Raw genomic sequence first — 18,507 nt, forward strand, 5'->3', positions numbered from 1 at the left:
AGCCAGTGGGCTTGGCAACCGACTGGTATGCAAAACAGCACCCAAGCGGCTCCCGTAACCTCGGCTCTCCCCCCGGTAGCCGTCGTGCCTCCCCGAACGCGCCGGCTGCGGCCCCTGCCCAGCGCCAGAAGGGCAGCGACCCTGGCCGCTGGTTTCTCCGCCGGTCTCGCCGCTGTTTTGGCGGCCTTGCTGGCGGTTCTGCTGCCCATGCTTCAGTCGGCGCAGGCGGCGACCGGGCCGTCCAGCTACGCCCTGGCCTGGGAGCAACCCTTCAACCGCCCAGATCACTACCCCCTTGATCAGCGTCCTGATCCGGCGCTCTACAAGCCGAACGGCGCCTGGATCGGCCGGCTGATCCTGCCGGAGGCGCGCGCCGCGGATCCCGCCGGTCAGGGTCAAAGCGTCCAGGATCCCGGCGTCGACTGGGTGTGGCTGGAGGTGCAGCACGCGCCTCTCCAGCACGAGAAACTGGTGGGCCAGCGGCTGCGGCTGGGCTGGCAGGAGCGGCCGCTGTTGCAGGCCATGGTGCGCACCGTCAGCACCGACATCCACTTGGATGCGGCGGCCCATGCGGCGATCGCTGCCGGCAACGTGCTGCCGCAGCGGCTCGATGGCCGCCGCGGCGTGGGTCCGCTGCAATCGCTGGCTGGGGCTCGCCCCCACGACGACGTGATCGTGCGGCTGGAGGAGGTGGAGCTCACCACCAGCCCCACCGGCAGCCCCGGCCTGGCGATCGCCCAGCCGCCGGTGCAGATCACCGGGCGCTATGTGGCCCTGGTGCAACTGCTGCAACCAGCCGCCGCCGCCGAGAACCCCGACGGCGATCGCTTCGAGGTGCGGCACTTCGATCGGCACCAGGGCGGATTCAGCGGCCCGCTGGACGTGGTGCGGATTCCGCGGCAGCCACCTGATCGCGATGGGCGCCGGCTGTTCAACCCGGATGGCCTGGTGGGGGATCCGATCGGCGCCGCCGGCTGGCTGGTGTACGGCGCGCCCGATGCCAGCGGCCTGTTCACGGCCCAGGCACTGCTGCCCCGGGCGCTGCTGCAGCCCCAGGCCGATCAGCTGGTGCAGGGCCGCGGCGCCGGCCTCGACTACGTGCTGCACCGCAACTGGGCCCGCACCCCCGAGCGCAAGGGCCGCTTCTCACGGGTTCAGGTGGGGGGAGAAGGCAGCTGGCAGCTGGGCGAGCGGGGCCTGCTGATCCACAGCTTCGGCGGCATCGGCGGCCCCGCTGGCGAAGCGATCGTGGCCGGGACCGTGACCGGCCACTTCGCCTTCGGCGACGCCGAACTGGGGCGCGACCCCTTCAGCGGTGAGCCGCTGTTTGCGCTCCGCTTTCACCAGATCTATGCCAACAACCCCAACGGCATCGTGGCCGGCACCCAGGACTGGAGTGCCTACAGCGGCGATCTGCAGCGGGGCTGGCTGTGGCTGCGACCGATCTCCGATGTGCTGATCCGTCAGGACCTGTTCAGCGACGTGCAGCTCGGCCCCCGCCGCTTCTCCCTGCTCGACGAACTGGGGGTGCAGGCCAACGTGATGATGGCCCGTTACCGCAGCGGCGACGGCACGGGCCTGTCGTCGGTGACGCCGGCCACCTCCTGCGTGCAGGATTCCAGCCAGACCCTCTACATCGCCCTGCAACGGCTGCGCCAGCAGGTGCTGGCCGATCCCGGGCTGATGGCCTGGTGGCGCGCCCATCCCAACGACAGCGACAGCCGGCGCTTCGAGCGGCTGCTGGCCCTGGGCCGGTCGCTCGACGACCTGCTCACTCCCTTCGGCATGGTGCGCTCCGACTGGGTGCGCAACGCGGCAGTGGTGGCCGGCGCTGACACGCTCACCAGCGGTGAGCAGCATTTCGTGCGCGGGGAAAGCGTGCGCGATGCCCTGCTCAGCTGGCGTTCGATGCTGCCCCGCCGCGGCCATGACGACATCGCCCGCGTGTTCCTCCAGAACGGCTCGCAGCTGTGGTTCCAACGCACCAACCAGGTGCCGGGCCGCGACCCCGAGCTGCTGCCGCTGGCACCCACGCTGCTGCTCGGCCAGTGGCCCTGGTTGTCGGTGCCGCTGCGGCGGCTCTCCGATGCGGTGAGCACGCCGCTGCTGGGCGGCAATGGGCTGGTGGCGGCGCTGGGAATGCTGCTTTACGCACTGGTGGCCCTGCCGCTGGCGCGGCGCAGCGGCCTGCTGCGGCAGGGCTGGCGCTGGCGACCGCTGGGGCCAATGCTGCGCCAGGCGCCGCTGCTGCTGCTGATGCCAGCGCTGGGGGAGGAAGCGGTGTTCCGCGCCGCCCTGCTGCCGGCAGCCGCAATGGAGGGGGTGGGGCCCTGGTCGTCGCTGGCCTGGGGCGCCCTGAGCGTGGGGCTGTTCGTGGCCTACCACCCACTGGCTGGCGCCACCTGGTACCGGCCGGGGCGGCAGCTGTTCCGTGATCCGGCCTTCCTGCTCTCCTGCAGCTGGCTCGGCGCCGTGTGCGCGGGCGCCTTCCTGCTCAGCGGCTCGCTGTGGCCGCCCGTGCTGATCCATTGGCTGGCCGTGACCCTGTGGCTGTGGCCCCTGGGCGGACGCCTGCGGTTGAGGATGGAGGCCCCAAGGCCGGTGGCCCCATGACCCTCGAACGGTTCAAGCAGGCCCTGGCCACATTGATGGAGCAGGCGCCCACCGACCCCCTGGAGCGGGATGAGTTCTTCGAAGTGAACCCGCTGCCCGCCGCCGATGGCCCCTTTGAGGTGGTGGTGGTCGACGAGGAGCAGGGGATCTTCGCCGCGCTGTATCTCGACCGCCTGTTCGAGGAGGAGGAAGCTGAAGGCCAGGACGAGGTTGAAGCGCTGGTGCCCGCCTACCTGCAGGAGGCGTTCGGGCTGGAGCGGCACGACTGGCAGCCCACCGCTCCCTTCGATCTGGGCTGGCGGTCGCGGGAATTTCTCTGGTTTCTGGAATTCCAGCTCCCCGGTCTCACGCCGCCCTGTCACAGCGACGCCGTCAGCTGAGTGAGGGCTAGCGCGGGGCGCAGACGGCTGAGTGTGCGCTGACCGGGGGCTCAGAAGGCTTCAGCGCCCCCTGACGATCACCGGTGTGCCACCGCCTGGAGCGGTGCCGGGCAGGGCGGGCACCACCGAGGTCTGACCGTCCCATTTGTCGAGGAACAGCTTGTAGAGCACCTGGTCATCGAGGCTGGAGTTGAGGATCTGGTAGCGCTTGGCCTCCTGATCGGCGATCTTCACTTCGGTCTGGGCGCGCAGCAGCCGCTGCTCGGCGATCTGTTTCTGCTCGATGGCGGCGCGGTATTCCTCGGCGATCTGCAGACCGGTGAGGTCGAGGCCCTGCACGATCACGTAGTTGAACTTGCTGAGTTCTTCCGCCACCTTCTCCTGCACCAGGGCGGAGATGTCGTTCCATTCGGTGGCGATCGTCACCAGCTCGTACTGGGAAAACACCGATTTGAGCGCCTTGAGCAACGAGGGCTGGATCACCCGCGGATAGATCTGGGAGTTATCGGTGGCGATCGTTTCGAACACGCGGGCCGCCTCGCTGGGCTTGATCGCGTACTTCACCGTGGCGGTGGCCTCGATCACCTGCAGATCCTTGGTGAGGGTGGAGAACTGCTCCGGCCGCACCTGGGTGCGCACATCAAAGAACGAGGTGGCCTGAATCAAGGGGATCTTGAGGTTGGGGCCTGGGTCGCGCTGGTTGCCGGTCACCTTGCCGAGCGTGGTGACCACGGCGACGTTGCCGGCCGGCACGATGAAGATCGTCTGGGTGAAGAGGATCAGCAGCGCCACGGCCCCGGCGATCAGCAGCTGAAACATGGCGCCCGGGCCATCACCGGCCGGTCGCATCGAGCCTTGCATGGTGGTGGGGCGTAGGGAGTGCGCACCCTAGGGGGAGCCTGTGGCGGGAGTGCGAAGCAGGAAACCGGGATCCCGCCGCCGGCAGGCTGCCAACACCGGCAGGCGCTGAACAAAGGGAAGCGTTGACCTGAACAACCGCCGATGATGGGCGTCACAGTGCTGCCTCCGGTGCCGCGCCCCGTCCCGCTTGGCCTGCTGAGCCTCGTTCCGTGGTCGCTTGCTGTGGCTTCGGCAGCAGGGGCGCCGGCGACCGCAGCTCCTGTGGAGGCGGCACCTGTGGCCGCCCCGTCCGAAACCATCGCCCGGACCGAGGCGGCCCTGACGGACCTGATGGCATCGCAGGGGTGCCGCACTAACAGACTGCCGACAACAGCCGGGGGTCAGCGGGCCCTGAGCCGCTGGAACGCGGCCGCCATGCTGCAGGCCTGCCTTCAGCAACTGGCGCCGGCGACAGGCGACCTGCAGCAACTGCAGCACGAGCTCGCCGCCGAACTGGCCGTGTTACAGGGGCAGCTCGGCAACGAGCAGGCCCGGTTGCGGGCGCTGGAAGCCGCCGCGTTCTCCACCACCACCACCCTCAGCGGCCAGGCCAGCTTCGTGCTGGGCACCAACGCCTTCAGTGGCTCCGCCGCAGGGCTGGTACAGCAGAACCGGCAGGCCTTCGGTGCCGCCAGCTTCAGCTACGACCTGCAGCTCATCGCCGACACCAGCTTCAACGGCAAGGACCTGCTGCGCACCACGCTGCGGGCGGGCAACCTCGCCTCCAGCAGCTTCGGTGGCGCCGGGCCCAGCAACCTCTCCACCCTCGCCGCCGCGTTTCAGGAGAACTGCGGCTTCAACGTCAGTAATTGCGGCAACGCGCTGGCGATCGATCGCGCATTCTATCAGTTCCCCCTGGGGGCGGGCTTCACCGCCACCATCGGCGGCCGCGTCGAGCAGGACGACATGCTCGCCCTCTGGCCCAGCGTCTACCCGGCGTCAGCCGTGCTCGACCTGTTCACCCTGGCCGGGACTCCAGCCGCCTACAGCGAGAACCTGGGGGCAGGCGTGGGCCTGTGGTGGGCCCGCCGGGGCTTCAGCATCAGCGCCAACTACGTGGCCGCGAGTGGCAATGCCGGCAATGCGGGCCAGGGGGGGTTCGGCACCGCCAACGCCGGCGCCACCGGCACCGTTCAGGTGGGTTACGGGCACAAGGCCTGGGCCGTGGCGGCGGTGTACACCCGCCTGCAGAACACCAACGGCCTGATCGGTGCCGCCAGCCCCTTCACCACCGCCAGCCTCAGCGTCCCGGGCACCACGGAGGCCTTCGGCCTGAGCGGCTACTGGCAGCCGTCACGGGCGGGCTGGTGGCCCTCGATCAGCGCCGGCTGGGGCCTCAACAGCACCACCTATTCCAGCCGCGGCCTCAGCAGTGGGCTGAGCAACAGTGGCACTGGGGGCAGCAACGGCCTCGTGGCCACCAGCCAGTCGTGGGCGGTGGGCCTCCAATGGAGCGACGTGCTGGGCAAGGGAAATGTGCTCGGCATGGCCGTGGGGCAACCGATCGTGGCCACGCGGCTGGTCGGCGGCGGCGACGGCCAGGACAGCAATCTGGTGGCCGAATGGTGGTACAGGCTGCAGGTCAGCGACAGGATTGCCGTGACCCCGGCACTGTTTCTGCTCAGCCGGCCGCTCGGCGCTGACACCCCCGCAGGAGAGCAGTTCCGCCAGTTCGGCGCCCTGATCACCACCAGCTTCCAGTTCTGAACCCGACCGGCCAGACCGCACGCCGGCGAATCCACGCGCGACCCACGGCCATGCCCGCCACGCTCACCTTTCACTTCCGCCCCCGCGGCCCCGCGCGCTTCGCGGTGGGGGGCTTCCTCACCCTCTGGCTGGGCGGCTGGGCGGCCGGGGAAGTGTTCGCGCTGTTCACGCTCAGCCGTCTGCTGCGGGAGTGGACCGGGGCCGGCCCGATGGACATGAGCGTGGGGAAGGCCGCAGCGGTGACCGCCTTCCTGCTGCTGTGGGTGAGCCTCTGGACCCTGGGCGGGGTGATGGCGATACGCGAATGGCTGCGTTGTTTCTGGGCCGATGAGCGGCTGGTTGTCACCGACGATGTGCTGACGCTGCACACGCGGCTGGGCCCGTTCGTGCGCCGGCAGCGCATCGGGGTGGGCCAGATCCGCCGCTGCGCGGTGCGCAGCCGCCACCAGCAGCCCAGTGCGCTGGTGGCAGAACTCGAGAACCGGGTCATCGAACTCACGCGGCTGGGCACCGCTGGCGAACGAGAGCAGGCTGCCGCCGCATTGAACGCAGCCTTCGCTCTCGATCCAGCAGCGCCGGCGGATCCGGTGGCCACTGATTTGCCCCAGCCGCTGACGGTCCAGCTGCCGCGTCAATGGCAGGAGCTGGAGGCCGCGTTCTGCGACGCCCCGTTGCTGGTGCCCACGCTCCGCATCCGGCGGCGTCAGACGGCCGTCACGGCCGTGATCACCTTGCTGCTGCTGGCGCTGCTGGGCCTGCTGGGCCGGTCAGCCCTGGCCGACCCATCCCTGTGGCCAGTGGTGGCCTTCCTGGCCCTGCCGGCACTGGGCTGCGGCTGGGGAACGGTCTGGCTGCTGCTGGGCCGGCGAGAGCTGCGCCTGGAGCGCCACCAGCTGGTGGTGCAGCGCCGCTTCGGCCGCTCCGTGCGTGAGGTGGCCCAGCTGGACGCCCTGGAGTTGGTGGAGAGCACCGACAGCGACGGGGACCGCTGGTACAAGCTGCAGGGGCTGCGCTCCGAGGGCAAACCCCTCACGCTTGAAAGTGCGATCAGGGATTCCGCCGATCCACGCGCCCTTGGCCAGTGGCTGCAGCAGCGCACCCAGATTCCGTACCGCGATGCGATTCCGTCCGAGGGCGAACGGGAGGAGAAGCGGGCGGCCGCCCTGCTGGAGCTCAAGCAGCGACTGGGCGAAACAGGCCGGGCCGGCTCCTGGATGCTCAAGCTGGTGGAGCGGATCGAGACAGACAAGAAAAGGCCACCGGCCCCGCCGGCCTGAGCGTGGAGCCGTCCCGGGGCCGCGCCACGGGCATCGCCAACATCACCTGCACCACCGCTCAACCTTTGCACCACCGCTCAACCGTCCCCGCACCTCCGGGTTTCCACAGGCTCAGAGCCGCAGCTCCGCCAACGACTGCAGACAGATCACCTCGGGCGGGTACTGGGCGCAGACCCCATCGTCGGGCAACAGCACATGCACCTGGCAGCCTGCCGCCTGGGCCGAGCAAGCACCGGCGATCGAATCCTCAAAGGCCCAGCAGTCACTGGGATCGACACCGAGGCGGCGGGCGGCCAGCAGAAAGACATCGGGGGCCGGCTTGCCAGCCAGGAGCTCCGGGTCATCGCCATGCACCCGCCGCTCGATCAGCTGCAGCCAGGCATGGGGCTGACTCTTGAGGGTCACCGCCTCACGGGAGCTGCTGGTGGCCAGGGCCATGGGTATGCCCAGGGCATGGCAACGCTCCACCAGCGCCTGGGCACCCGGCATGGCTGCGGCCTGCGGCAACAGGGCCTCAGCGATCGGCTGGCGCACCTCCAGCAGCTCAGCGGTACTCAGGGAAGGCCCACCGCTCTGATGGATCCACTGGCGCACCTGATCGGCGCAATCGAGGCGCCGGCGACCACGCAGGGCCAGCACTTCCTCCGGCCGGAGCCTGCGGCCGAAGTGGGCGGCGGCAGCCTGCCAGGCCTGGGCATGCAGCGGTTCGGTGTCCAGCAGGAGACCGTCGAGATCGAACAGGCAGGCCGCGGGACGGGTCATGGCGCCATCTTCCCAGCTACCAAGACCAGTCGCCCAGGCTGGCGGGGCATCAGGGCCTGCTCAGGTGGAAAGCAGCGGCACGGCGCTGGGGAAGCGCCGCCGCAGAGGAATCACCTGGGTGATGGATATCGAATCCTCCAGAGGCGCTTCCTGGGGTTCAGCAGCAAGGCGAACAGACGATCTGGCCTGACAAAAAATGATCTTTCCTGACAACAGATGATCTTTCCTGAGCATTGCCACCTGGAGCGTGATCAACACGTTCCAGCATTCCAGCTTGCCCTTTCTGCGCTGCGCTGCAACAGCCGGCGCGCATCACTAGCTGCCAATGTGGACGTAGCCGCCAGTTGGACGTAACCGCCAATGTGGACGACCTCACCCAGTAGCAGATCTGCAGCCTGGTGAAGAGGAGGTGGCGTATGCGGACGCTGGCTACCAAGGAAATGAGCAACGAGAAGAGATGGAGGACAAGGCCAGCAAGTTTTGGTTCACCATGCGCCCCGGCAAGCGCCGGTCCTTATCGGATCCTGCTGGTGACAAGTTGAAGCCAAGATCATTCAACAATCAGCGGACATTGCCAGATTCACGACGTGCCACGCACGAAACCGTTCCATTTGCACACTTCGCCACCGCTCCTTTTTACTGTTCGATGTTGCCCAGAGCTCCCCTAACTGGTGAGGACGCAAGGGGAAGCCACGTCGATGCTCAACGCGAGAATTTGTTGAAGTCAACGTGGAGCTTCAGTCAAGCCAGCGCAACGACCAGCGCAACGAATAGAGAGTTCGGCGAACAGCAGCCGCGTGTTGCTGAAATCCAGCCCGTGCGACGCCAGAACGGCAACGCCACCAGCGGCCGCTTGAATGGGGGGCCCTGGTCCCGATGGCGATGAGCGAGGTCACGATCGAATCCGTGCTGCAGGAAGGCCGGGTGTTCGAGCCCCCCGCCGCCCTCGCTGCCAGCGCCCGGGTCGGCAGCCTCGCGACCTACCGGCAACTGGCAGAGGCAGCGGACACCGACCCGGACGCCTTCTGGACCGAGCAGGCGCGGGGAGCCCTGCACTGGTTCCAGCCCTTCGAGAGCGTTCTCGACTGGAGCGACCCGCCCTTCGCCCGCTGGTTCGAAGGGGGCACCACGAACGTGGCCTACAACTGCCTCGATCGCCATCTGGATGGGCCCCGCGCCCACAAGACGGCACTGATCTGGGAGGGGGAACCCGGCGATGAGCGGCGGTTCACCTACGCCGAACTGCACACCGAGGTGTGCAAGGCCGCCAATGCCCTGCTGGCTCTCGGCATCGGCAAGGGCGATCTGGTGGCGCTCTACATGCCGATGGTGCCGGAAGCGGCCATCGCCATGCTGGCCTGCGCCCGCATCGGCGCTCCCCATTCAGTGGTGTTCGGCGGCTTCTCGGCCGAAGCGCTGCGTGACCGCCTGATCGATGGCCAGGCCAAGGCGGTGATCACCGCCGATGGCGGCTTCCGCAAGGACAAGCCGGTGGCGCTCAAGCCGGCGGTCGACCAGGCCCTCGCCGAAGGCTGCCCCAGCGTGGAGCACGTGCTGGTGGTGAAGCGCACGGGCACCCCCACCGCCATGACCGAGGGGCGCGACCACTGGTGGCACGACCGGGTGGAGCCGGCCAGCGCCGAGCACATCGCCGAGCCGATGGCCAGCGAAGACCGCCTGTTCGTGCTCTACACCTCAGGCTCCACCGGCAAGCCGAAAGGCATCGTGCACACCACCGCCGGTTACAACCTCTGGGCCCAGATCACCTTCCAGTGGATGTTCGACATCCGCGAGGACGACATCCACTGGTGCACCGCCGACGTGGGCTGGATCACGGGCCACAGCTACATCGTGTACGGACCGCTCTCGGCCGGTGCCACCACGGTGATGTACGAAGGAGCACCACGGCCCAGCAAGCCCGGCGCCTTCTGGGAAGTGATCCAGAAGCACCGCGTCACGATCTTCTACACGGCGCCCACTGCGATCCGGGCCTTCATGAAGAACGGCCGTGAGGTGCCCGACCAGTACGACATGAGCTCCCTGCGCATCCTCGGCACCGTGGGCGAACCGATCAACCCGGAAGCCTGGATGTGGTACCGGGAGGTGATCGGCCATGGCCGCTGCCCGGTGGTGGACACCTGGTGGCAGACTGAGACCGGCGGGGTGATGATCAGCCCCCTGCCGGGTGCCACACCCACCAAACCAGGCTCCGCCACCCTGCCCATGCCCGGCATCGTGGCCGATGTGGTGGACATGGACGGCAACAGTGCTGATGTGGATGAGGGGGGCTACCTGGCCGTGCGGCGCCCCTGGCCAGGGATGCTGCGCACCATCCACGGCGATCCGGAACGCTTCCGCAAAACCTATTGGGAAGCGATCCGGCCGGCGGACGGCAGCTGGGTCTACTTCGCCGGGGATGGCGCCCGACGTGATGCCGATGGTTATTTCTGGGTGATGGGCCGCGTCGATGACGTGATCAACGTGTCTGGGCACCGGCTGGGCACGATGGAGATCGAATCCGCCCTGGTGAGCCATCCGGCCGTGGCCGAAGCCGCCGTGGTGGGCCGGCCCGACGACCTCAAGGGCGAAGGAATCGTGGCCTTCGTGACCCTGGATGCGGGCACCAGCGGCGACGAGGCCCTGATCGCCGCGCTGAAGCGCCACGTGGGCGCCGAGATCGGCCCGATCGCCCGTCCCGACGAAATCCGCTTCACCGATGCCCTGCCCAAGACCCGCAGCGGCAAGATCATGCGCCGCATCCTGCGCGCCCTGGCGGCCGGCGAAGAAGTGAGCGGCGACACCAGCACCCTGGAAGACCGCTCCGTGCTGGATGCGCTGCGAGTCTGAGGGCCACACCGGAACCCCGACATGCGGATCCCCAGCAACCGGGAGGAATCCCTGGCCATCCTCGCCGCCATGGCGGATGTGGGCGGCTGCGGCGGAGAACTGCCGCCGGCCGCGGCGACCGCGGTGGCGGCGGCCGGCCACTGGATCTTCCGGCTCAGGGCTGAAGGACTGCCACGCCCGCTTCCTCCCACCAGCCCGGAGCTGCTGGCCGCAGCCCTGCAGCCGGCGGACCTGCGCCTGGAGGCGATCCGCTTCCTCACGGTGATGGTCTTCCTCGGCGACCGGCTGGATCCGGGGCGCATCGAGCGCGTGCTCGCCTACGCGGCGGCTCTCGGCATCCACACCGCCTCAATGGAGGAGATTGCCGCTGCCGCCCAGGGGCACCTGCAGGAGGCGCTGGCTCTGATGGCCCGCAACAACCTCAGCTCCCTGACCGGCTCCCCCTGGAGCCCGGAGGCCGACATCGCCGCCTGGCTGCAGCCGTACCAGGGGGAAGGGGCGGATCCGGCCCTGGCGGCGCGGTACCGGGCACTGGCCGCACTCCCGCACGACCGGCTCGGGCGTGCCTTCCACGACCACTTCCAGCGCAACGGCTACGCCATGCCGGGGGAGCCGGGGGCTCTCAACGAACGCTTCACCACCCCCCACGACACCTGCCACGTGCTCACCGGCTACGACACCACGCCCCACGGCGAAATCCTGGTGTCCACCTTCACCGCCGCGATGCATCCGCGGCACCCGATCTCCGGGCACGTGCTGCCGGCGATCTTCTCCTGGCATCTCGACACCCAGCTCAACGACGTGGCCCGATCGGCGCACGGGGCGCTGGATCCTGAGGCGTTCTGGCACGCCTGGGCGCAGGGGGAAGCCATGCCCCTCGATCTCTTTGCTCCGAGCTGGGACTTCTGGGCCTGGGTGGAGCAGCCTCTCGATCAGCTGCGGGAGTCCTGGCTGGTCGGGCCCAGCCACCAGTCGGTGAGCTGATCGGCCAGCCGATCGATCTGCCGCTGCCGGGCCGGGTCATCGGCCCAGGCTCCCAGCAGGTTCTGACGCAGGCCGGCACTGGCGGGTGTGAGGTGATCGCCAGGCCGCTCCAGCAGGGTGGAGGCGTCATCAGGCCGCTGCTGCAGCACGCCGATCAACCGCCGGCTCTGGTCGAGTGCATCGGTGCCGAAGCGGATCAGCAGGTTGCGCGGCTGGCGGTAATGCAGGCCCACCAGCCGCAGGGTTTCCTCCGGTGAAGGGCTGAATTCGGTGCGCAGGCCCAGGCGGGGGGCGAGGTCGGCAAGCAGGGGAATGGAGCGATCGGCGGAGAAGTTGTTGAAGCTCATCGCCGCCAGACCACGGCAACCGCGGCCGCCATCGGGCGCCAGCAGGTGCAGCTTGCAGCCCAGGCTGTGGCCGAGCCGCAGCACCGGAAACGGGGCCGTAGCGGAGGCAGCGACACCAGGATTGGGACGAGCAGTGGCCGTGCTGCGGGCCGCCCGGAAGCAGCGCCAGGCCTCGGTGGCCTGCGCCTGGTGATCGAAGCCGGGCACGTAGCTCCAGGCGTGCACCAGCAGCCCCCGCAGCGCCAGCGCCTCCAGCAGGCGGCGGTAGCTGAGCTGGGGGCTGGCCGCCAGCACCGTGCCGCCGATGAACTCCACCACGCCGATGGGCGGAACCTGCGCGCCACCGGGAAAGGCTTCAGCGGTGGGCGGGGCGAGGCTCCAGAGCGGGCCCTGCTGCTGCCAGCGGCTCATGGGTCGGCCCGGTGAGGCTGCACGGGCGCGTCCACTCAGGCCACCGTCAGCCGCCGCAGCGCCGTGAGGGCCTCACGGGCATGGGCGGCCCCATCGAGCAGGTTGTTGAACATGTGCCGCACCACGCCATCACCATCGATCACGTAGGTGACACGGCCCGGCAGCAGGTTGAGCAGGGCGCCGGGCACACCGAAGGCCTGGCGCAGGGCATTGCCCTGATCCACCAGCAGGGGATAGGTGAGCCGGTGGCGGGCGGCAAAGCGGCTGTGGCTGCCGGCGTCATCACCGCTGACGCCCCAGACCACGGCGCCAAGGGCGACCAGTTCGGCCTCGCTGTCGCGGAAGGCGCAGGCTTCGGCGGTGCAACCCGGGGTGTCGTCCTTGGGATAGAAGAACAGCACCAGCGGCCGGCCGCCGAGCTGGTCGCTGCGGCGCTCCACCCCGTCCTGGTCGGTCAGGGCGATCAAAGGGATCGGATCACCCACCTGAAGGGCACGGGCCACGCACGCCATTGCAACTGGCCCGACCCTAGGAACGCGGCCCACTGGCGCGGGACGGCTGCGGGCTGGGAACATGGCAGCAACCTGGGCATGGCCAGGGTCATCCGCCGCAGGCCATCGATCGATGGCACCCGCCGCGCAGCGTCCCTCCCGATGGCAGAACCGCCGATGGAATCAGCGCCGATGGGGTCGAGCCACGACCCGGCCGCTGAAACGCAGTCCTCCGGCTGCTGGGAACAGGTGAGCCTGCTGGATCTCGTTGCAGCCGCCCCGGCAGCAGGGGCCGCACCCAGGGCTCCCGCCAGGCCGGCGCCGGTGGCTGCACCCGCTTCCGCCTCCAGGCCTGCAGCTGCAGAACCGCCTGCAGCGGAGCCCACGAGCACGGCCAAGCCACGCCTCAGCCTGCCGCCCCTGGCCGCCACCACGGATCCCCTGGCGGCAGCGGAGCGGCCGGCCGGTGCTGCGGCAGGCTGCCCCACCCAGCTGCTGATCCTCGACACCGAAACCACCGGGCTGGACCCGCAGCAGGACCACTGCATCGAGGTCGGGGCCATCCTTTTCCATGTCCCCACCCGCGCCGTTCTCAGCCAGCTCTCCTTCCTGCTTCCCTGCGAAAGCAATCCGGCTGCGCCGATCAACGGGATCCCCGCTGCCGTCACCCGGCTGAGCCAACCGTGGGACAACGCGCTCGCGTACTTCCGCGCGTTGGTGGAGGCCGCCGATGTGATCGTGGCCCACAACGCCAGCTTCGACCGCCAGTGGTTCGGGCGGGGCGTGTTGCCCGCACTGGCGAAACCCTGGCTGTGCAGCATGGAGGATCTGCGCTGGCCGTCGGAGCGGCAGCTGCGGGCGACGCCGTCGGTGCGGGATCTGGCGCTGGCCTACGGGGTGCCGGTGTGGGCCGCGCACCGGGCCCTCACCGACTGCATCTACCTGGCCCAGGTGTTTTCCCGCTGCGACGACCTGGAGGAGCTGCTGCTGGCAGGCCTGGAGCCACGGCGTCTGTACCGGGCCCAGCTGCCCTACGAGCAGCGCCACCGCGCCCGGCAGGCCGGCTTCCGCTGGAACGACCCCATCCCCAAAGCCTGGACCCGGCGCCTGAGCGAGCGGGAAGCAGCGGGTCTGGGCTTTCCCGTGGCACCCGTGGAACCCCTCGCTGGCAGCAGCAGCGGCAGCCCGATCGCCCACCCGATCAACAGCACCGCCGCCTGAGCGGCCAGTCAATCGGCGAGCAGTGTGCGTGGCAAAGCGGAAGTCTCCTGTTGTGTTCGCCCAATCAGGCCAACGCCCACACAAGCTGGTGAAAGAGCACTGTGATCGGATGTCCATTCCCCGGTTGCTTGAGGGCGCCGGCCCGCCGGTGCCGAAACGGTGGCAACTGCGCCGCTGGCAACGGGCCCGCACCTGGGCCCGGCTGGTGCGCGAGGCCGAAGCGCTCTGGCATGTGGATGTGCGCGACCTGCGGCGCCTCGGCGCCCTGGAGCTCGACCAGCTGCTGCATGAAGTTCCTCCTTCGCTGCGCCCGCGTGTGAACCGCTGGCTGGGGGGCTACCGGGCCCGCACCCGCCTGAACTGAGCGGGGCCAGGAGCAGGGTGTCAGCACAGGATCGGCAGGGCCCTGGCAGAACTGCGGCGGATGATGACCAAGCCCTAACCGGGGCTTAATCCTCGCCCGGTGCCGCTCTGCGCAGAGTGAGGCGCACGGTTCCATCCTCCATGCCCGGCCGATCCAACCTCCGTTGCCGCCCAGCGCAGCGTTCCGGGACCAGCGGCCTAACCCGCGTGCGTCTCGGCATGGCGCTCTGCCTGCTCGGCACATTGGTTGGAGGGTCAGTGGCCCTTCCTCTCGCCGAAGCCTCCGCCCAATCAGCTCCGGCCAAGGGTGGGTTGATTCGGGTCAGTGGCTCCAGCACCGTCTTTCCGATCACAGCTGCAGCGATCAGCGCCTTCCGTGCCACAAAGCCAGGCGCGAATGTGCGCTTTCAGCTGCTGGAGACAGGCACCAGCGCAGGCTTCCGGGATTTCTGTGCCGGCAAGGTGCAGATGAGCAACGCTTCACGGCCGATCAGTACCGAGGAACTCAAGGCCTGCGCTGCACGCGGGATCAAGTTCTTGGAATTGCCGATCGCCTTCGATGCGCTCACCGTGGCGGTGAACCCCCGCAACACCTGGGCGAAAGGGATCAGCACCGCTGAGTTATCCCGCCTGTGGCGACGCAGTGCTGAAGGCAAGATCATGCGCTGGAATCAGGTGAATGCCGCCTGGCCGGCATCCCCGATCCGCCTGTGCGGCCCTGGCAAGGATTCGGGCACCTTCGACTACTTCAACAAGGCGATCAACGGTAACGCCAGCGATTCCCGCCGCGATTACACCAGCAGCGAAGACGACGCGGTGGTGGTGAACTGCATCGCCAAGGATTCCCAAGCCCTCGGCTACGTGGGCTTCGGCTGGTACGCCTCCAATACCAACAAACTTAGAGCACTGGCCGTGAACGGCCGTAAGGGCCTGATCAGCCCATCAGTACAGAATGTGCAGGATGAACTCTACACCCCTCTCTCCAGGCCGTTGTTCATCTACATCAACGACAGCATGGTGCGCGGGCAGGATGATGTGCGTCGTTTCGTCACCTTCTACCTCCAACGGGGGCCCCAGTTCGTCAAGCAGGCTCGCTTCATTCCGCTTGAAGATGACACGTACAGGCTGGTGGAAACCAAGTTCTATCGCCATGTGCTCGGCACCTCCTTCGGTGGAGATCTGCCTGTGGGCCTCACCATCAGCCAGGCCCTGGCGCGCAGCTTCAGCCAGTTGCGCAAACCGGTGGCCCGCTGAGTCAGGGGCAGCTGGTACCTGATTGCTGGCGCCCAGCGTGTTGCCCCATGCCCCGGGACGTGGCCCAGACGGCAGCTGCCAGCCACCATCACCGCTGAAATGCCAACCCTTGCGCTGCTCCGATGATCGGTTTGCTCTGGGAACGCCGCGCACAGGTCGGCTGGTGTCTGCTGATTCAGGCCGCCGTGCTCGCCACGGGGGTGGGGCTGGAGCAATGGCTGCAGCCACCGGCCCCTTACCTCGGCGGCACCACGACCGCTAGAACGTAGGAATGACCCGACTCGATCCAGGCCGGCTGCGTTCCAGACGCCTGGGCGAACGGCCTGGTCAGCTTCCCAGCCAGTTGTTCATCCATGGCGGCAGGGCGCCGACGCGCCTGTCGGTGCTGTGTTTTCACCCCTCGGGCCTGGAAGAACGGGACGGGCTGCAGTTCGATGAGCTGAACGTGCTGCTGGAGCGCGGCCTGCCCCTGTGGGTGCGAGTGCAGGGCATGGGCAACCAGGCCCTGATCCGCGCGGTGCTCGAGCGGCTCGGTGTGCCGGAGCACTTTCAGACGCCACTGCTGGACCTGCCCCAACGACCACGAGTCGACTCCTCCGGCGACATGGTGCTGGCCGTACTGCACCGCCTCAGCTTCGCTGACACTCCCGACCGCCTGATCGGCGAGCAGGTGGGGCTGCTGCTGCTGCCAACGCTGCTGATCAGCATCGAGGAGGTGCCCAAGCCCAGCTCCTTCCCAGAACTCACGCACTGGCTGTCGTGCCTGGATCCCGCTCCAGCCAAGGAAGATCTCGACGACATCCTCCACTTCCTGATCGACGAGCTGCTGGATGCCTTGTTTCCGGTGTTGGAGCAACTGTCGGAGTTGCTGGAGCAATTGGAGGAAGCGGCGTTGATGCGGCCCAAACCCACACTGCTCAACCGTGCCTACACAGCCCGGAACACCCTGCGTGACATCCGGGGTCAGGTGTGGCCCCTGCGCCACCAGATCATGGTGCTGCTGCGTCAGAACCAGCGCCTGCTCGGACCCGATGCCCTGCATGGCTTCCAGGACATGGAACAACGGGTGGGGCTGATCTTTGAAGCGTGTGAGTTAGTGCGGCGCCAATGCGACTCCGTGACTGAGGCCTACATGGCCAGTATCAGCAACCGCATGAACCAGGTAATGAAAACACTCACCATCGTTTCCACCATCTTTGCTCCGCTCACCTTCATCGCTGGGATCTACGGCATGAACTTTGTCAACATGCCGGAACTCCAGTGGCGTTTTGGCTACGCTGCAGTTGTGATGTTCATGCTGCTGGTGGCTGCCTTGCAGAGCTACTGGCTGTGGCGCCGCGGCTGGTTCCAGGACTGGACAACCGGCCGGCGTTGAACGGCGTTGACAAGCAAGCTCCCGCCCCGTGATGAACAGCGTGAGGACCACCGTGATGAAGAGCGTGATGGATGCCGAGATCAACACCATGAAGACCAACAGGACGGACAGACCCACGACCGACGACGAGTCCGGCAGCTCGCCGGATGAACGTGACAACACCGCCGACGCAGACGGTGCTGCTGTCGAAGTGCAGCCGCTAAGCAGCAGTGGCGCCCATGCCGCCCTGCTGATCCAGCGCCAGACCCGCCGGCTGGGCAAGCTGCAACCGGACGTGCTCGCCGACCACGATCCCGAACCCCTGCATCAGCTGCGGGTGAGCCTCCGGCGCCTGCGCACGGTGCTGCAGCAGTTCGCCCCGGCGCTGGTGCTGCCCGACACGATCAGCGATCGGCGCATTGCCAAGGTGGCGCGCCATACCGGCCTCACCCGCGACCTCGACGTGCTGCAGCAGCGGCTGCACGGCAGCTTGATGCCCCTTTTGCCGGCGGCGGAGCAGAAAGCCCTGCGGCCGGTGCTGAAGCGGTTGAAGCGGGAGCGCCGGCAGGCCTTCGAGGGACTGGAGGAGGCGCTGCGCAGTGGCCCCTACCTGAAGCTGCTGGCACGCCTGCACCATTGGCAGGCCCAGCCGCGCTTCACCCCGCTGGGGGAGCAGCCGCTGCGCAGCTGGCTGCTCGAATGGCAGGCAGCGGCCTCCGCCAGCTTGTTTCTGCATGGCGGCTGGTTCGCCACCGATCCGCACGAGCCGGCCCTGCACGAGCTGCGCAAGCGCCTCAAGGCCCTGCGCTACACCCTCGAGCCTCTCGAAGAGCTGGTGGGGCCGTCTCTGAGCCGCTGGATCGCCCTGCTGCGTCAGGCCCAGGATCACCTGGGCGAACTGCACGACCTGCAGGTGCTCAGCGAGGGGCTGTTCGATCCGCAGCGGCCAGGCCAGCCGGAAATCAGCCTGCCCGGGCTGGAGGCGGAGATCGCCAAGGAGCAGGCGCAGCAGTGGCGAAATTGGCGCGAGCTGGCCGACACGCTCCACGGCGCTGCCGCCCGCCAGGAGCTGCAGGCCACCTTGCTCGACGCCAGCCGCCAGTCCGCCGCCTAGGGAGCCACCACTGGCCGCCTTGCCAAAAAAAGCCGGCCTCAGGGCCGGCTGAACAGAGAACGTTGCTGCCGCTGGTGAGCCCGAAGGCTGGTTCAGTGGCAGAACGGAGGTGGACCGATCGGAGCGGCGGGCTTTGAACCCACGACCCCCTACGACCCCAAAGTGCAGACAAAGTGCTGAGATGCGTTGCTGTTACTGGTCCCGGAGCAAATCAGCTGAGGGGGTGGACCAATTGTCGATGGCAATCCCTCGTGTGCGGGAGAAACGAGCTGGTATCTCGTGAACTATTGCCAGGCTCATCCATCCCGCTCCTGAAACGCCGCAAAGAGATCAGCAGGGATGAGGCGATCAGGGTTTGGAGGGAGACGCGCCAGGCCGGGCGGGTTGGGTGTAGCCCACAGTGGTGATCGCTGCTCCTGGCTAGCCACTCCTCTGGAATGGCTGGGGGTGGAGTCGGTGGTGATCTGGGTCAATGGTGACAG

18 protein-coding genes are annotated in these 18,507 nt (G+C 68.2%); 13 read left to right on the forward strand and 5 right to left on the reverse strand.

Annotated features, from left to right (window positions below):
* Nucleotides 1–84: 84 nt before the first annotated feature.
* Both CJZ80_RS10755 and CJZ80_RS10760 read left to right on the forward strand, forming a co-directional pair.
* Nucleotides 85–2,613, forward strand: coding sequence for a type II CAAX prenyl endopeptidase Rce1 family protein (locus CJZ80_RS10755; RefSeq protein ID WP_233133008.1), 2,529 nt, complete (start codon nt 85–87; stop codon nt 2,611–2,613).
* Nucleotides 2,610–2,993 (forward strand): hypothetical protein, encoded by a 384-nt coding sequence (locus CJZ80_RS10760; protein ID WP_094512985.1) that lies wholly within the window; start codon nt 2,610–2,612, stop codon nt 2,991–2,993. Before CJZ80_RS10755 ends, CJZ80_RS10760 begins: the two co-directional genes overlap by 4 nt.
* A 60-nt stretch (nt 2,994–3,053) precedes the next feature.
* Here the strand turns inward: CJZ80_RS10760 and CJZ80_RS10765 are convergent, their stop codons facing one another.
* On the reverse strand, nt 3,054–3,854 hold the full coding sequence (locus tag CJZ80_RS10765) for a prohibitin family protein (RefSeq protein ID WP_094512986.1): 801 nt from the start codon (nt 3,852–3,854) through the stop codon (nt 3,054–3,056).
* A 144-nt stretch (nt 3,855–3,998) separates the two neighbouring features.
* On the opposite strand from CJZ80_RS10765, the gene CJZ80_RS10770 reads away from it, so the two are divergent.
* Both CJZ80_RS10770 and CJZ80_RS10775 read left to right on the forward strand, forming a co-directional pair.
* Nucleotides 3,999–5,600, forward strand: coding sequence for an iron uptake porin (locus tag CJZ80_RS10770; RefSeq protein ID WP_094513057.1), 1,602 nt, complete (start codon nt 3,999–4,001; stop codon nt 5,598–5,600).
* 50 nt (nt 5,601–5,650) lie between these two features.
* A complete protein-coding gene (locus tag CJZ80_RS10775; RefSeq protein ID WP_094512987.1) occupies nt 5,651–6,877 on the forward strand; it encodes a hypothetical protein in 1,227 nt (408 codons plus the stop codon).
* 111 nt (nt 6,878–6,988) lie between these two features.
* On the opposite strand, the gene CJZ80_RS10780 is transcribed toward CJZ80_RS10775, so the two are convergent.
* Both CJZ80_RS10780 and CJZ80_RS15130 read right to left on the reverse strand, forming a co-directional pair.
* Nucleotides 6,989–7,639, reverse strand: a complete 651-nt coding sequence (locus tag CJZ80_RS10780; protein WP_094512988.1) for an HAD family phosphatase — start codon at nt 7,637–7,639, stop codon at nt 6,989–6,991.
* 60 nt (nt 7,640–7,699) lie between these two features.
* Nucleotides 7,700–7,894, reverse strand: coding sequence for a hypothetical protein (locus CJZ80_RS15130; RefSeq protein WP_158217471.1), 195 nt, complete (start codon nt 7,892–7,894; stop codon nt 7,700–7,702).
* Nucleotides 7,895–8,521: 627 nt separating this feature from the next.
* Here CJZ80_RS15130 and acs point away from each other — a divergent pair.
* Both acs and CJZ80_RS10790 read left to right on the forward strand, forming a co-directional pair.
* Nucleotides 8,522–10,486 carry an acetate--CoA ligase gene (gene acs, locus CJZ80_RS10785; RefSeq protein ID WP_094513058.1) on the forward strand — a complete coding sequence of 655 codons (1,965 nt, stop codon included), beginning with the start codon at nt 8,522–8,524 and terminating at the stop codon, nt 10,484–10,486.
* A 21-nt stretch (nt 10,487–10,507) separates the two neighbouring features.
* Nucleotides 10,508–11,470, forward strand: coding sequence for a hypothetical protein (locus CJZ80_RS10790; RefSeq protein WP_094512989.1), 963 nt, complete (start codon nt 10,508–10,510; stop codon nt 11,468–11,470).
* Here the strand turns inward: CJZ80_RS10790 and CJZ80_RS10795 are convergent.
* Together CJZ80_RS10795 and CJZ80_RS10800 are read right to left on the reverse strand one after the other, a co-directional pair.
* The gene (locus CJZ80_RS10795; protein ID WP_094512990.1) at nt 11,419–12,228 is read right to left on the reverse strand and encodes a DUF1350 family protein; all 810 of its coding nucleotides are present in this window, start codon (nt 12,226–12,228) and stop codon (nt 11,419–11,421) included. The two genes, CJZ80_RS10790 and CJZ80_RS10795, sit on opposite strands and share 52 nt — an antisense overlap.
* Nucleotides 12,229–12,263: 35 nt before the next feature.
* Nucleotides 12,264–12,731: a peroxiredoxin gene (locus tag CJZ80_RS10800; protein WP_094513059.1), complete on the reverse strand. Its 468-nt coding sequence runs from the start codon at nt 12,729–12,731 to the stop codon at nt 12,264–12,266.
* A gap of 150 nt (nt 12,732–12,881) precedes the next feature.
* On the opposite strand from CJZ80_RS10800, the gene CJZ80_RS10805 reads away from it, so the two are divergent.
* The 7 genes from CJZ80_RS10805 (at nt 12,882) to CJZ80_RS15955 (ending at nt 18,432) form a co-directional block, all read left to right on the forward strand.
* Entirely contained in the window at nt 12,882–13,940 is a 1,059-nt protein-coding gene (locus tag CJZ80_RS10805; protein ID WP_233133009.1) for a 3'-5' exonuclease, read from the forward strand.
* A 109-nt stretch (nt 13,941–14,049) separates the two neighbouring features.
* A complete protein-coding gene (locus CJZ80_RS10810) occupies nt 14,050–14,304 on the forward strand; it encodes a hypothetical protein (RefSeq protein WP_094512991.1) in 255 nt (84 codons plus the stop codon).
* Between the two features lie 218 nt (nt 14,305–14,522).
* Nucleotides 14,523–15,557: a PstS family phosphate ABC transporter substrate-binding protein gene (locus CJZ80_RS10815; protein ID WP_094512992.1), complete on the forward strand. Its 1,035-nt coding sequence runs from the start codon at nt 14,523–14,525 to the stop codon at nt 15,555–15,557.
* 122 nt (nt 15,558–15,679) lie between these two features.
* Nucleotides 15,680–15,826, forward strand: a complete 147-nt coding sequence (locus CJZ80_RS15350) for a hypothetical protein (protein ID WP_158217472.1) — start codon at nt 15,680–15,682, stop codon at nt 15,824–15,826.
* A gap of 2 nt (nt 15,827–15,828) precedes the next feature.
* Nucleotides 15,829–16,932: a magnesium/cobalt transporter CorA gene (gene corA, locus CJZ80_RS10820; RefSeq protein ID WP_094512993.1), complete on the forward strand. Its 1,104-nt coding sequence runs from the start codon at nt 15,829–15,831 to the stop codon at nt 16,930–16,932.
* 55 nt (nt 16,933–16,987) lie between these two features.
* A complete protein-coding gene (locus tag CJZ80_RS10825; RefSeq protein WP_158217473.1) occupies nt 16,988–18,025 on the forward strand; it encodes a CHAD domain-containing protein in 1,038 nt (345 codons plus the stop codon).
* Nucleotides 18,026–18,276: 251 nt separating this feature from the next.
* A complete protein-coding gene (locus CJZ80_RS15955) occupies nt 18,277–18,432 on the forward strand; it encodes a DUF1651 domain-containing protein (protein ID WP_369803036.1) in 156 nt (51 codons plus the stop codon).
* Nucleotides 18,433–18,507: the final 75 nt, after the last annotated feature.

The sequence above is a fragment of the Synechococcus sp. MW101C3 genome, assembly GCF_002252635.1.
Taxonomy (GTDB): Bacteria; Cyanobacteriota; Cyanobacteriia; order PCC-6307; family Cyanobiaceae; genus MW101C3.

What these genes read in the sequence shown, in the direction of transcription:
- corA (WP_094512993.1), top strand. Translation starts at nt 15,829, where the DNA reads ATGACCCGACTCGATCCAGGCCGGCTGCGTTCCAGACGCCTGGGCGAA.
- CJZ80_RS10790 (WP_094512989.1), top strand. Translation starts at nt 10,508, where the DNA reads ATGCGGATCCCCAGCAACCGGGAGGAATCCCTGGCCATCCTCGCCGCC.
- CJZ80_RS10780 (WP_094512988.1), bottom strand. Translation starts at nt 7,639, where the DNA reads ATGACCCGTCCCGCGGCCTGCCTGTTCGATCTCGACGGTCTCCTGCTG.
- CJZ80_RS10770 (WP_094513057.1), top strand. Translation starts at nt 3,999, where the DNA reads ATGGGCGTCACAGTGCTGCCTCCGGTGCCGCGCCCCGTCCCGCTTGGC.
- CJZ80_RS10795 (WP_094512990.1), bottom strand. Translation starts at nt 12,228, where the DNA reads ATGAGCCGCTGGCAGCAGCAGGGCCCGCTCTGGAGCCTCGCCCCGCCC.
- CJZ80_RS10815 (WP_094512992.1), top strand. Translation starts at nt 14,523, where the DNA reads ATGGCGCTCTGCCTGCTCGGCACATTGGTTGGAGGGTCAGTGGCCCTT.
- CJZ80_RS10765 (WP_094512986.1), bottom strand. Translation starts at nt 3,854, where the DNA reads ATGCAAGGCTCGATGCGACCGGCCGGTGATGGCCCGGGCGCCATGTTT.
- CJZ80_RS10810 (WP_094512991.1), top strand. Translation starts at nt 14,050, where the DNA reads ATGTCCATTCCCCGGTTGCTTGAGGGCGCCGGCCCGCCGGTGCCGAAA.
- CJZ80_RS10805 (WP_233133009.1), top strand. Translation starts at nt 12,882, where the DNA reads ATGGCAGAACCGCCGATGGAATCAGCGCCGATGGGGTCGAGCCACGAC.
- CJZ80_RS15350 (WP_158217472.1), top strand. Translation starts at nt 15,680, where the DNA reads ATGATCGGTTTGCTCTGGGAACGCCGCGCACAGGTCGGCTGGTGTCTG.
- CJZ80_RS10825 (WP_158217473.1), top strand. Translation starts at nt 16,988, where the DNA reads ATGAAGAGCGTGATGGATGCCGAGATCAACACCATGAAGACCAACAGG.
- CJZ80_RS10775 (WP_094512987.1), top strand. Translation starts at nt 5,651, where the DNA reads ATGCCCGCCACGCTCACCTTTCACTTCCGCCCCCGCGGCCCCGCGCGC.
- acs (WP_094513058.1), top strand. Translation starts at nt 8,522, where the DNA reads ATGAGCGAGGTCACGATCGAATCCGTGCTGCAGGAAGGCCGGGTGTTC.
- CJZ80_RS10760 (WP_094512985.1), top strand. Translation starts at nt 2,610, where the DNA reads ATGACCCTCGAACGGTTCAAGCAGGCCCTGGCCACATTGATGGAGCAG.